The organism is Pedobacter cryoconitis (assembly GCF_003259615.1).
Classification (GTDB): domain Bacteria; phylum Bacteroidota; class Bacteroidia; order Sphingobacteriales; family Sphingobacteriaceae; genus Pedobacter; species Pedobacter cryoconitis.
Window position 1 is genome coordinate 49,862 of sequence record NZ_QLLR01000018.1, and the last position, 13,951, is coordinate 63,812.

The window sequence follows — 13,951 nt, forward strand, 5'->3', positions numbered from 1 at the left end:
TTCTTCGATAATGATCTTGTCAACTCGAATATTTTAAATAAGTCCAGCTTTTTGTTTAGCAAGCCTTTCATTCCGTTTATTGCTTAAATATTTCCTTAAGGGTATATCGTAAATTACCATGACCAGGTACGCAAATCCAACCAGCAAAATTAGCCCGGCTATAACGATGAGAACCAATTGCGTAGTCCCTGGCTTATGACTGGTGTAGTAATTACCGAACATCCATAATACAGCATAATGCGTCATATATAACGGATAAGAGATCTTTCCTGAAAATACGCAAATCTTTTTCCAGACAGGAGTTAATGTAGCGCCTGCGCCCAAAGCTATTAGTATTGGAAAGTAAAACAATACGACTAAAGGTTCAGATAACCAGTTCCATTTTGAACTCGGCATTATAAAGGCCAGCAACAATAATATAGACAGGCCGATAAAGCTTAGTTTGTTTTTGATGATCCAGTTGGAACGGTAAATAAGTAACCCTGCTAAAAAAGAAAACGATATTCTCACGCTACCGTCCCAAAAAGTCGGGCCACTCCAGCCGCCCAGTAAATTACCGGAACGGTAACCTATATAACAAATAGCCAGGGCCGAGAGTATGGTCAACAACAGCAGATAGCTGCGGCCAATTCGATAAAGCACAAACGCATAAACAATATTGGCAATATATTCCCAAAACAACGACCATGCTGGTGCATTGAAGCTGAACAGGTTAAAACCACGATCGGCTATCACAGGTAAAGGAATAAGGAATATCGAGCAAAAAAAAGTCAATATGATCTTACCGGTACTATACAATTCGGGATGGCCCCCAAACGGATCAAATAAAAATGCCAGCAGGCCTAATATCGATCCTGCTACAACCAGCGGGTGCAATCTGATGATTCTTGAGACAAGAAAGTTGAGAATGCCCATTTTTGAGATACGATCATCATAGGCATATCCAATCACAAATCCAGAAAGGCAAAAGAAGAAATCAACAGCCAAAAAACCGTGTCCAATAAAATTCTTGCTGGAATCAGTATAAACCCATTCCATAAAATGAAACGTTACAACGGCTAAGGCGGCAACGCCCCTTAACCCGTCGAGAACTTCGAAATGCTGTTTTGTTTGCAGAGTTGTCGCAGTGGTTTCGTTTGTATCCATTTAATATATACTTTTCAGATTAAGTTTAATGTGGTGATAGCATCAGATCTACTTCAACTTTGCGTATTGAACCGATAGTTTCTTTGGCAGTTGTTGTATATTCTTTTCACATAAATCGTAAAGCTCCAGACCTTTTTCGGTAAAACCATATTTTTCTATATATGCTAATACAAATTCTCCCTGTATACTCTGATGTTCTTCATCGCATATAGTCAAATAATCACAAATAAGCGCTTGATATTTTTCGTCCAAAAGCCCTAATGAAAATACCGCAAAGCTACCAGGGACAGCACAATGCTCTGCTTCAAAATCATTATACCATTCATCCTCTTTCATAGCAAGCCGTGCATAACGTTCAATTTTCTCATGTAGTGCCGGCCACTTTACCGCATTTGCAAATAACTGATGAACGCCTTTTTTCTGCAACCCCTTAATAGGTAGCCAATTCTTTTCCGGGCTTTTGAAAGTAATGGTGTAAGATCCTGGAAACCCAAATTCTAATAAACGGCAAAGAAAATTCAAAACTAGCAGATAGGCTTCTTCTTTCTCCTCTTTTAATGTGATTTTTATAGTCGCAAAAACATCATTAGCATCGCAGGAAACTATATTGTCTTTATATTGTTTTATTTCTACCGGTATTTCACCGCTACCGTGCTTCTTCAATTTTGCAGGTAAATTGCTTCCTGTTGCTTTAGCCATTTTAAAAATATTATTTGCAGTGTATTGGCCTTCGCTTCCAGCATATTTTACAAAGCACACTCCGATATAGCAGGCAAAACGCAAATAATCTTCCTGCAACTGCCCAATAGATTTGCCGGGTTTTAACTTATAATGATCATACCCATCATTATCGATAGTACGTTCTAAAAATGGATCTCGGATATTCCGCTTCACCCAGTCAGACAAGACTCTATCTACATGCCACTGCCATCCACATAGCTTCCGCATAGTATCGGAAAAATCCCTTGCCTTTTCATATACGAAACCACTATTACCAAGTTTAAACAAATAATATTCCAGTGGAGCATCTATTAAAATTTCCCGTCCGTTCACAACAAAGCATTCATAAGTCGGATACTCAGGCTCTTCGCGGGTATTAGACACCTGCGCTTTTCCTTCCAATATAGAATTAACACAGATGTCGAACAATTCATTTAATGAGGAGTCAGAACTAACATCCTCAAATATTAAATAATCTCTTTTATTTTCCATTTTTTACCGGTTCTGTTTGTCTGCTGACAAAGAAACTATAATTTATATGTTTCCACGAACATTGTGCGAAAATTTCACATTCTATTTATATGTCTCATGGATGTCAAAACTTAAGGAAAATGCTTTATTCAGATGTAACACAATTAAATTTAAGTGCTGAAAATGTAATTATGTACCTTCAAGAGTTTAACCAGATCGACAGACTTTTCTTAACAGCAGTTAAATAATAAGAAGAATTTAAACGCATATAAAGATGAAAAATAAAAAAATTGGCTGGATTGGTCTTGGAAAAATGGGTCAACCCATGTCCGGACAATTGTTAAAAGCAGGTTATCCGGTTTATGTATATGGTCGACGTGAGCAGGACATAAAAGCTATGGCCGCTCAAGGTGCAGTCGTTTCACAATCTGTGCTTACCTTAGTAAATACCGTCGATATATTATTCTTAATGGTGACTGACGATCACGCTATTGAAGATATTTTTAAATCGGAAGCCGGGATACTGTCTGCAGATCTTACTGGTAAAACGATTGTGAACATGAGTACAGTTTCTCCGGGAATTAATCGTGAAATGGCCGAAATTTGTAAGAAAAAAGGCGCATTTTATCTCGACGCACCTGTTTCGGGAAGTATAAAACAGGCAGAAGAAGCAAAACTTGTGATTATGGCAGGCGGCGAAGAAGCTGTCTACGAAAGTATCAGACCGCTATTCGACATTTTAGGAAGCTCATCCAGTCTAATTGGCGAAATTGGCGCAGGAAACCTTGCCAAGCTTAGTATCAATACACTTTTAGCCATTGAGGCACAAGGACTTGCAGAAGTGATTAATTTTGCTGAGCATCATAGTATTTCAGCAGAAAAAATCCTGTCTATAATCAATAACGGAGCGCTGGGTAGTGTGTTCATGAAGTTAAAAGGCGAACTGATCATTAATGAAAATTATAATCCTGCCTTTGCTTTGAAACTCCTGACCAAAGATCTGAGGCTGGCAAAGGCAGAAGGCCTGGATTCTCCACTAGGGAATACAGTTTGTAAAACTTTTCAGCAGGCGGAAGCAGAATTCGGTAATGAAGATCTTATTGCCATCAAAAAACATCTTTAACTTAATTATTGGCTTAATCAGCTTTGATTAAGCCAATATAATAATTGAAGGTATCAGTTTCTATATTTTCTGCTGATATACCTGCTAAGTCTATAGGCGTAAATTTGGCAGAAGGATAAATGAATTGATACGCTCCTTTTGATATTCTAATCCGTAAAGGCATATCAAAACCTTCAGCTTCTGCAATCCACCTGCAATTTAGCTTCCCTTCTTTAACTGCAAGTTCCAAAACCGGCAGACTTTTATAATGGAGGTACTGATCAAATACAGACTCTAATTTTTTACCAGACTGCGCACAGATGTAATTAATGATATGATCATAGGTAACTGTCTGGTGGTAATACATTTCGTTTAATCCACGCAAAATACTCCGCCACTTTTCATCGTCATTAATAATCGTCCTGACCGTGTTTAGCAACATGGCCCCTTTTGAATACATATCTCCGGAACCCATTTGATTCACATGGTAAGGGCCAACAACTGACCTGTCATTAGCTATACCTGTCCGGTTGCCATGGATATACTCTTGTCCTGCCTTTTTACTATACAAACTTTCTATAAACAAAGATTCTGCATAACTCCCGAAAGCCTCGTGTATCCACAGATCGGCAAAGTCTTTAGCTGTAATGTTATTACCAAACCATTCATGTGCAGTTTCATGAAGAATTATAAAATCCCACTTTTCACCTTTTGGTATACCCACCCAGTCATTTTCAGGGCCTCCCCGCATATAACCACCATAGCTAATTGCACTTTGATGCTCCATAGCAGGATAGGGTGTTTCAACCAGCTTATAGCCGTCTTCATAGAAAGGATAAGGGCCAAACCAATGTTCGTATGCTTTTAATATGGTTTTCACATTCTTTGTGAAATCTGCTTTGGCTCTTGGTAAGTTATAAGGTAACACCCAGTAATCGAGTGTAAGCTTCCCTTTTTCACCAGCATAACTATCGCTGAAATGCGTGTAGTTACCAATATTTACCGCCACATTGTAATTGTTAATAGCACTGCCTACAAACCAATCAAACTTTTTATAACCATTCTTAAGGTCAGTAATTTTTCTCAATCGTCCGTTAGATACTTCTTTCAAATCTTTTGGTACGCTTACACTAATCAGCATACTATCAGGTTCATCCGAAAGATGATCCTTATTAGGCCACCAAATACTCGCTCCCTTACTTTCACAGGCTGTGGATACCAGCGGGTAACCCAGGGAATCTTTAGCAAATACAACCCCGCTTTCCATGGGTGCTTTAAGAGCTGCATTCGGATAACCAGAATAGAAAACTGTAAACTCATCTTTATTATCTTTTTTAATCAGTTCCGGAAAAGAAATAAATACAGCATTAGCTTCACGTGTGTAAGTGAGTACCTGATTATGGTAAACGATTTTATCAATATTTAAATTGGCAAAGAGATCAAATTGCAGCTTCGTAAAATCTTGTGTTGCAGTAAATTTAAACAGGTTACTTCCACTGATAAATCTCTTGTCGATATTAAATTTCACATCCAGGTGATAGAAATTAATATCATAACAACTCCGCAATGGTGTCAGATTTCCTTTTAGCGTATCTGCACGTGAAAAAGTTTTTTTCAATACAGACAATTGTGCGCTGGTCTGCATTGGCAGATTTATAAAGAGCACAAGAAATACCAGCCAGAAGTTTTTTTTATAGTCCATGCTGGTCTATCAGGTAGATGAGCGAGGCCATACTTGCTGCACCTAATTCCAGTTCACGTTTATTTACGTTTTCAAAAACATCGTTTGAGGAATGGTGAATATCAAAATATCGTTGAGAATCCGGCCTGAAACCTATCAGGATAACTCCTGGAACTTTTTCCTTCAGCGGGCCAATATCAGTACCGGAATAGCCGATGGTTAAACGGTCTGCTTCATAAGGTTCAAGTATAGGTTTCCATTGTTTATTAATTTTCTTGATAAAATCATTTGATACATCTTCAAAGCTAAAACCACGCGGAGTAAAACCGCCTTCATCTGTTTCAATAGCTGCAATATGCTCTTCTTTATTCAGAGCAGCCAGTTCAGCATATTTAGTTCCTCCATTATGACCGTTTTCTTCATTCATAAAAAAGACAGCACGAACAGAATTTTTAGGTTTGTAATTCAAAGCTTTGAATATGCGCAATACTTCTGCCGATTGTAAAACACCTGTACCGTCATCATGTGCACCTTCGGCCAGATCCCATGAGTCAAGGTGTCCGCCAACTGTAATAAACTTATTCGGATGTTCTGTACCAGTCAATTCGCCAATCACATTATAGGATAATACATCAGGAAGCAATTGACAGTCTTGTTTAAAATAGAATTTAACAAGGGGCAGCTTACGCATTTTCAGCAAAGCACTCAATTTATTTGCTGCCTTGGTCGAAATAGCCGCAGCGGGTATATTTTTACCGTCTTTATTAAATAGTGTAGCACCGGTATGCGGATAATCATCAAGACTTTCAGTCAGCGAACGGACAATCACACCAACAGCTCCATATTTAGCAGCAGTTGCCGGGCCCATAAAGCGCTGGTCGCCTGATCTTCCGTAAGCTTCACCCGTACTGATAAACTTTGGGTCAAATGGGCGGTTAAAGAAAACTATTTTACCTTTTATCTTATTTTCACCAAGTTCTTCTACTTCCTGGATACTTTGCACTTCAATAATATGAGCAGTAAGTCCATTTTTTGGCGTTGCAACGCTCATTCCCAGTGCAGCAATTGGTACGGAAATACGGTTTTGACCATCAATAATAAAGGCAGTCTCCTTCGCTCCTCTTACCCAATGTGGTACCATAACTTCTTGCAGGTATACTTTATCAAAGCCGTAGCTTTCCATTAGTTTTTTGCTCCATACCACCGCTTTTTGAGCGTTATCAGATCCGCTTAAACGAGGGCCAATATTTTTACAGAGATAACGAAGGTTTTCATAGCATTTACTATTTACCAGGGCTTCATCATAGATTTTACGTATAGTCACTGTGTCCTGAGCATATAATTGATTTGCCGAGAACAACACAAGAAGAATCAGTTTTAATTTCATTAGGGGATTAACGTTTAGGTTCAACAATACATTCTGGCAAATGCTTAATTGGAAAGTTACATGAATTGGCAATAAAGCACAGCTTATGTGCTTCTGTATGTAAACTAATTGCTTTTTCATGTTTTGCTTCATCAATAATCAGCACTACCGGACGTAGAATAACTTCTGTAAACTGTCCGCTCCCATCTGCATTTTCTGTCATAGTGCCGGTTGCCTCATCTTTGTAATCCATTACGATAATATCATTTTGCGAACACAGGTGCAGGTACCAGAGCATATGACAGGATGAAATAGATGAAACCAACAGATCTTCAGGGTTATGTTTGGTTTTATCCCCTAGAAAAGCAGAGTCAGATGAGCCACTTATATCAGGTTTATGCTCAACTGAAACGATAAAATTCCGATCATAAGATCTGTAATCCATTGTTCCGGAACCTTTATTTCCAACCCATAAAAGGTTTGTTTTATACTGATGTGTCTTAGCCATAAATGATCGTTTTATATTCAATAAATCCAATTTAGACATTCTTATTTAGTTACAAAATAAATCATGGTTTATTCTGTAAATGACTGAAGTTATCAAATTGAGAATATACCTTTGATTAAATTTTCCAATGATGACATTTCCTTCTCTTAAAAACTTGCAACAAAGTGTATCTCGTGTTTTAAAGCGTTTTCCTTTCGAAATCCTTTTTGCATTCGTTGCAACTTTAGCAGCGATCGCTTATATAGAGTTGGAAAGTCTGAATTATTTAAAGGAAAGCTGGTGTAAAAGGGTAATGATGACAGCCGCCCTTGGATTGGTAATCAGCCTGGCTACCACCCTATTTTGTGAAAGCCGCTCAATTAAAACTCCGCAGCGGCTAATTTATAACTCGATTGCCGCATTGCTCACAGCAGTATTATTTTTCACATTCAATCCCCTTATAAATGCTGCTGATCTGATCAGGTTTTTCTTGCTGATCCTTGCCGGGCATCTGCTGGTTGCCTTTGCTGCCTTCACTAAAGCTGGTACAATACAAGGTTTCTGGCAATTTAACAAAACGCTCTTTCTGCACTTTTCAACCACCGCCCTTTATAGCGCAGCGTTATACGCTGGTATCGCAGCTGCAATAGGCGCAATGAATTTTTTATTTAGTGCAGACTTTAAGTATGATACTTTTTATATCCTGTGGGTTTGTATTACAGGTATATTCAATACCGTGTTTTTTCTTTCTGGCGTTCCAGATAATTTTTCTAAACTCAACCAGGATTTCAGCTATCCAAAGGGATTAAAAATATTCACCCAATATGTCCTGATACCACTTGCCACTATATATGTAGTGATCTTGTTAGCTTATGAAATAAAAATACTGGTACAGTGGAGATTGCCAAAGGGACTGGTTTCTTACTTGATTTTGGGTTATGCAGTTTTTGGGATACTCTCCTTATTGCTAATTTTCCCTATACGCGAAAAACAAGAGAATAAATGGATCAAAACCTTTGCCCGTACTTTCTATTTTTTAATGCTGCCGCTCTTGTTTTTATTATTTGTAGCATTAGGCACAAGGGTAGCTGATTATGGCTTAACGGAACCCCGTTATTTTCTGACGCTCCTGGCAAGCTGGCTATTATTTATTACGCTCTATTTTTTGTTATCGAAAAAGCAAAATATTAAAATAATCCCAATTTCTTTATGTCTGTTTACTTTGGTATCCATCTATGGTCCCCAAAGTGCTTTTTCTGTTTCAACTTATTCTCAGAAAACTATCTTGCTGCGTATTTTCAAAGATAATCATGCCTTTCAAGATGGGAAACTTGTAAGAATCAATAAGATTTCTAAAAAAGACGGTGAAAAAGCAGTAGCTACTTTAGAATATCTTATTAGCCACAATGATTTTGAAGTGCTCCAGCCTTATGTGACCCAGAATCTTAAAGTGGCCAGCGATTCTTTAAGCAAGGTCAAAGACAGTTATGGTCACCTCAGAACTTCAAGATATGATATACTGGATCAAAAAATGAAGTGGATGATCAGCTATTTCGGACTGAAGAAATTCTCAGGAAACCGTTTCTATTTTGATAGAGGCGATCAGCAGGAGGAAAAACATTATATTTTGAATACAAGTGAGCCGGAAATTACAGTCGTTACCGGATATGATTTCATGATTGATCAGGCGAATATCAATTACGAAGACACACACAATCATTATGTAATTGATAAAATATCAATAGATACAGAAAATAAAAAAGCGGGTATATTACAGGTCAGGCTGAATAATGATACAGCTGTTTTTAATGTCAATGAGCTGATCAGTGATTTAATGAAGGAGGAGTCAAAGTTAAAGCCTTACCTGCAAAAGTCCAACCGTGATGATCCTCCGGAGTATAACTTGCCGTCTTCGTTATTGAGCTTTACTAAAAAGACGAAAAACTTTAGGGTTATGTTTAAAATAAATTCAATCCGCTTCTCTTTAGATAAAAGCAAAAAAATTAGCTTACTGAATTATGCTACAGGGGTTTATCTGATTAAGAAAAGATAGAAATTATCCGGTTACCTGGATTGTGTACCAGGATTTATATGGAAGATATTTTATAAGTATAATTTTAGATGAAGTAATGTATACTATGATAAAAACTGACAGGTTGTCAACTGAATTTAATCCTTAAAAATCAGTAAAAAAAACTTATTAAGCACCTGATCCGCAATTTACTTCTCCTATCTAATCGTTTTAGGAGTTTAAAATTCAATTCTGATGATTATCTGTGTCTACCCTCTCCTATATTTGCAGATTATAAATCTTTATGCGCTATTTAATATTTTTTCTTCTCATTGCTATCAATTGTATTACACTGAATGCACAAGTTCCTCAAACTGGCATCTATCAATTCGATGATCAGCGTAACAATTTCTTTGGGATCAGCCATTATGCTGTTTTTTTTAATTCAATTGATGACTTTCTTTCCATGAGAGTCGTTCCTTATAAAGAGGTACACGATTATGGATTAACTTACGCAATCGTTGCAGCAGATCAAGCACATACCCAAATTAAGGTCGCTTTTTTAAGAGATACAGTAAGTACCAGGGGGAAAAAACAATTGATTGCTATCTCTAAAAATCCAACGTTCGATCATGCTGGAAACTCCTGTTTTTCCCAGGAATTTTCTATTCAAAAAGATTCAATAATCACACGCAACAATAACTCTTTAGCAGGCAATTTACAGGGAGAATGGTCTTTTAGTAAAAATAGACATGATTATTTTGGGATTTATAAAAATCCGCTGATTAAAAACCAATCTATAAAAGATACGGTTTCAGGAAAATATCAAAATGGCAAAAATTATCAATTTGAACAGGCATTTTTTGTTTGGCGTGGAAAAATGCCTAAGCCTTATATTGATTTGCGAACAAATGTAAATCAGGGTAAAATTCAGATCTACGATAAGTCAGGGTCACATGCGGTTGTTAAAGATTATTTTAGAAAAGGAGAAACGATAGCAATTACATCAGATGATTCAGCACAATGGTATGGGGTAGATCGAATTGAGGTACGCAAGGATACAGGAAAATATTACACACTGGATGATGGGATGCAGGAAGGAACAACCCTGCTTCAAACCACCAGTGGATGGATTAAAAAAGAAGACCTTGTCACTGCTCCATGGATCAGGCAACAACAGCAGGCCGAAGGGTTCCGTTTTGAAATTTCGGCTGATCAGGAATTCGTAAATGCAGTAAAGATTATCAATAAAAAGACTGGTAGTAAACAGGTCCTTCTTGATGTAGGGGCTGAGTTAAAATCAAAACCAACTCAGGTAATTCAGGTCGCCGACTACAATTTTGATGGTTATCCAGACTTTAGCTTTTTAATGCAAAGTGGCGGAGCGGGACCTAATTACACCAATAATTTTTATCTGTATAATCCACAAAAAAGTAATTTCGAATACCATGATGGGTTATCCCAGCTTTCACAAGTAGATGTAAACGTAAAAAACCGTACTATCAGCAGTAATTGGCGCGATGGCGCGGCACACCATGGTGGAGAAAAGTATACTTTCATAAATCAACAACTCACAAAAACTGCCTATTGGGATCAATATGCAGCAATGGGATTTTTCACACAAGAAAGTAGCGGAGAACTCATCAATGGAAAATGGATTGATCATCATTATAAAGGTGCAGAAGTCATGGCTTCTGCTGCAGCTGTATATCCATATCCAGAAGAGCAGAAAACAACTTTGGCTACTGTTAAAAAAGGAGATTATGCCGTAATTAAATCCGAAAATGCAAGATTCTTTGAAGTAGAAATTACAACAACACCCAATCATCTTATTAAAGGTTGGATCACAAAAGCATGCTTCTTTCCCGAAACTGGTTTATTATATACCAGGAATACATCATTATATAATTTCGCATTGATTAAAGACGAACAATCTAATCCGGTTGCGGTTAAAATAACTTCCCGGGCAGATCAGAAAACTTTGCAGTATATCACAGAACTTGATGGCATAGATACCACAAATACTACGCTGTATATAAACGACTATAATTTTGATGGATACCCTGACTTTTCTTTAAGAACAAGTAGTAAGGACGATGTTGAGCTTGGTAATCTCTATGAGAACTATTATCTATATGATCATACTGCTGGTTTATTCACGCTGGACACTTTACTTTCACAGTTACCGAATATTGAGTTTGATCAGAAAAGCAAAGTATATTCTAGCACAGAATTTGTAAGAAAAGATAATGTGATTATAAAAAAGATTAAAAAATATAAAGTATTCAATGAAAAACGCATTCCTATTAAGGAATAAACATTGACAAAAGAGAAATACATCACCATAAAAAACAGATATTTAACTGCAAGATCAATTATTTAAATTCAAATCGGAATGGCCATTATTAAATCATTTACTGTCCTGTTACTTTTAACATTTTCAATACAGGTAAAAGCACAATATTTCAAAGTCAGTGCTATAAAAGAGACATTTGAAGAATCCGGAGAATATGATTTCCCTGTACTTACTGGAAAAACACCAGCACAGAACCTGATTAATACGTACCTGCAGGGGAAGGAGCTTGAAATTCTTCCCGGAAAACAGAAGATCAGCATTTTTGAAAGAGTAAGACCAAAGAAAGGTTCAAATCAAGGTGTAACAATACTAACCTACCAGGTTCTTGTCAATACGCCTAAGCTATTTTCTGTAGAAATAAATAGTGTATATAGCAGTGCTTCTCTCAATGAACATTCTGCAATTAACAATTTTGATGCACAAACGGGCAGACTTATACAGTTTAGTGATCTGGTGACAAAAGAAGGATATGAAACAATTCGCCAATTCATTATCAAAAGTCGTAAGACAAGATTGAGTAATTATCTGAAAACATTAAAAAATTCAGCGAACAAAGACGAATCTGTTATTAAAACATACTCTTCATGTCTGTTGGAGCAAGATAGAGATAACCTGAATCTTGATGATCTTAAATTTCAAAAGAATGGTTTACTTTTAACCAGAAGCACTTGCCCTGGATTATATAGAAGTCAGCCCGTTGAAGTTGGAACCGATATTTATAGTAATCTATTAAGTAACAAATTCCTGGAGCCTTATTTAAATGAATATGGTAAGTGTTTATTGGCTACCGCAGGATTAAAATGTACAGTGCCACAAAATCAGGATTTAAGAAAAGGAGTTTTTAAAGGCAAAATAAATCAGCTTTACCCAATCACATTATTAATCACTTATCTGGGAGAAGATAATTTTCGGGGTTCTTACTTCTATGATAAATTTGGTACAGCAACTGATTTGGGAGGTACTATCAATCAAGATTCTTCTCTTTTATTGAAAGTATCAAACAATGATGGTTCAAAGAAACAGGAATTTTTCAAACTGAAGATCCAGAAAGACGGAAGTTTAACAGGTAGCTGGACTGATGGCAAAAACACTTATCCTGTAGAACTAAAATAGAGAACATTTTAGTGTATCTAAATGTTAATTTATATAAAAGCAGCCGGAATCTTATAAAAAGATTCCGGCTATTTTTTTTGTAGCATATTTGTAGCAGAATAACCCAATCAACAAAATGGGTTAATGATGAATAACACTAATAGATTATAAATGCAGAATAAAGAACAGATCAATACACAAATTACAGGAAAGTGGAAAGCCGTATCAGATAAATATGTATTCAATGATAAAAAAGGAAATACAATACATCCTGATCAGATTAATACTGAACTTGAAATCGTTATAGGGTTAGATGGCACAAATTTTAAAGCTACAGAGAATGAAACCTTCCCTTCAAAAGCCACTTATGAGATAGTCAAAGAAGGTAATGAATTTTATATGATCCAATCTTTTGGTAAAGAAACGGAAGTTTATAAGCTGACTATAACTGGTAACCAGATGATATGGACAACTGAACCTGAAGGAATGCAGTTTAATAAAGATGGTAAATGGCATTCTTCGCCCAATACGATCTATACTATTGAATTTTCAAGGATAGTTTAAAAAAATCAGTCGATGTTGCATCCACATACATCGACTGGCTTATTAACTATTATTAACCTAAACTTGCCAGAGCAACGGGCGTTGTTAGCAATACCTTTATTTAGTGATCTTATATAGTAAAGACGCAAACACACTAATTTTCATCTGCTCTATTTCCATTTTATTTAAACTTTTTTTGGAAAATGTTCATCAATAACGGTCAGCATTGAAATTCCTGTAAAGAAGAACGATCTTTTGATTTAATCAACTGTTGTTTAATTGTTTTCGTCCCTTTAACAATATGATCACCTATCGTGGAAACACTTATTCCCAATATTTTACTGACTTCTTCATAGGACTTACCTTCCAGTTTGCATAGAATAAATATCTTTTTCCTTCGTGGGGAAAGACAATCTACTGCCTGGAGCAGTAGCTCTTCCTCTACCCCGGTTTGTATACTTTCAATTGGCTGATGGGTAATTTCTGAAGCTAGAAGCTGAAGGTTTTCCAACATTTTTTTATCCCGTTTAATACTGCGGTAGAAACTCGTTACCGAATTTTGGGCCATCCGGAAAAGGTAGAATTGAAAAGGTTTATCAATATTGAGTGCTGCTTTTTTTTCCCAGACTTTAGTAAAAACATCCTGAAGAATTTCTTTAGCAAGCTCATCGTCCCTGGTCATTCTCCTTAAGTTGTAATAAATACCTCCACTATGAGCTCTGTATAGTTGCTCGAAAGCATTTTTATTTCCCGCTTTGACATGACTGAATAGTTCTTCTTCAGTCCAGGGCATTTTTTCTACAATTCTTTTTCTTCTATTGTCTAATATCTCCATCAAATACACCTAACTAATTAATATTCAATATTAAATACTTTTTTATAATTCAACAATACTGTTGAATGTAATTCTACACATATAGCTTAAGAAAAACGTTTTTTCATAAATGAAATAGCTTATATTTTTTCAATAGGAAAC

General features: G+C 36.5%; 11 protein-coding genes. 5 read left to right on the top strand and 6 right to left on the bottom strand.

Going from position 1 to position 13,951, the window contains the following annotated elements; translation table 11 throughout:
* Positions 1-33: 33 nt before the first annotated feature.
* The gene (locus LY11_RS16540; RefSeq protein WP_111634760.1) at positions 34-1,146 is read right to left on the bottom strand and encodes an acyltransferase family protein; all 1,113 of its coding nucleotides are present in this window, start codon (positions 1,144-1,146) and stop codon (positions 34-36) included.
* A gap of 48 nt (positions 1,147-1,194) precedes the next feature.
* Complete coding sequence (locus LY11_RS16545) at positions 1,195-2,358, bottom strand: DUF6138 family protein (protein ID WP_111634761.1); 1,164 nt, start codon at positions 2,356-2,358, stop codon at positions 1,195-1,197.
* 253 nt (positions 2,359-2,611) lie between these two features.
* Between LY11_RS16545 and LY11_RS16550 the strand changes: the two genes are divergently transcribed.
* Positions 2,612-3,460 (top strand): NAD(P)-dependent oxidoreductase, encoded by an 849-nt coding sequence (locus LY11_RS16550; protein WP_111634762.1) that lies wholly within the window; start codon positions 2,612-2,614, stop codon positions 3,458-3,460.
* A 13-nt stretch (positions 3,461-3,473) separates the two neighbouring features.
* Here the strand turns inward: LY11_RS16550 and LY11_RS16555 are convergent, their stop codons facing one another.
* From LY11_RS16555 to LY11_RS16565, 3 genes are read right to left on the bottom strand one after another with little or no spacing between them, the layout of a single operon-like run.
* Entirely contained in the window at positions 3,474-5,141 is a 1,668-nt protein-coding gene (locus LY11_RS16555) for a M1 family metallopeptidase (protein ID WP_111634763.1), read from the bottom strand.
* Positions 5,131-6,507 (bottom strand): M20/M25/M40 family metallo-hydrolase, encoded by a 1,377-nt coding sequence (locus LY11_RS16560; RefSeq protein ID WP_111634764.1) that lies wholly within the window; start codon positions 6,505-6,507, stop codon positions 5,131-5,133. Before LY11_RS16560 ends, LY11_RS16555 begins: the two co-directional genes overlap by 11 nt.
* A gap of 7 nt (positions 6,508-6,514) precedes the next feature.
* Positions 6,515-6,994 carry an OsmC family protein gene (locus tag LY11_RS16565; protein ID WP_111634765.1) on the bottom strand — a complete coding sequence of 160 codons (480 nt, stop codon included), beginning with the start codon at positions 6,992-6,994 and terminating at the stop codon, positions 6,515-6,517.
* Between the two features lie 127 nt (positions 6,995-7,121).
* On the opposite strand from LY11_RS16565, the gene LY11_RS16570 reads away from it, so the two are divergent.
* From LY11_RS16570 to LY11_RS16585, 4 genes are all read left to right on the top strand, one after another.
* Complete coding sequence (locus tag LY11_RS16570) at positions 7,122-9,026, top strand: DUF4153 domain-containing protein (protein WP_111634766.1); 1,905 nt, start codon at positions 7,122-7,124, stop codon at positions 9,024-9,026.
* Between the two features lie 262 nt (positions 9,027-9,288).
* On the top strand, positions 9,289-11,301 hold the full coding sequence (locus tag LY11_RS16575; protein WP_111634767.1) for an XAC2610-related protein: 2,013 nt from the start codon (positions 9,289-9,291) through the stop codon (positions 11,299-11,301).
* A 78-nt stretch (positions 11,302-11,379) separates the two neighbouring features.
* Positions 11,380-12,453, top strand: coding sequence for a hypothetical protein (locus tag LY11_RS16580; protein ID WP_111634768.1), 1,074 nt, complete (start codon positions 11,380-11,382; stop codon positions 12,451-12,453).
* A 150-nt stretch (positions 12,454-12,603) separates the two neighbouring features.
* Positions 12,604-12,996: a hypothetical protein gene (locus tag LY11_RS16585; protein ID WP_111634769.1), complete on the top strand. Its 393-nt coding sequence runs from the start codon at positions 12,604-12,606 to the stop codon at positions 12,994-12,996.
* A gap of 199 nt (positions 12,997-13,195) precedes the next feature.
* On the opposite strand, the gene LY11_RS16590 is transcribed toward LY11_RS16585, so the two are convergent.
* Positions 13,196-13,810, bottom strand: a complete 615-nt coding sequence (locus LY11_RS16590; protein WP_111634770.1) for an RNA polymerase sigma factor — start codon at positions 13,808-13,810, stop codon at positions 13,196-13,198.
* Positions 13,811-13,951 lie beyond the last annotated feature (141 nt).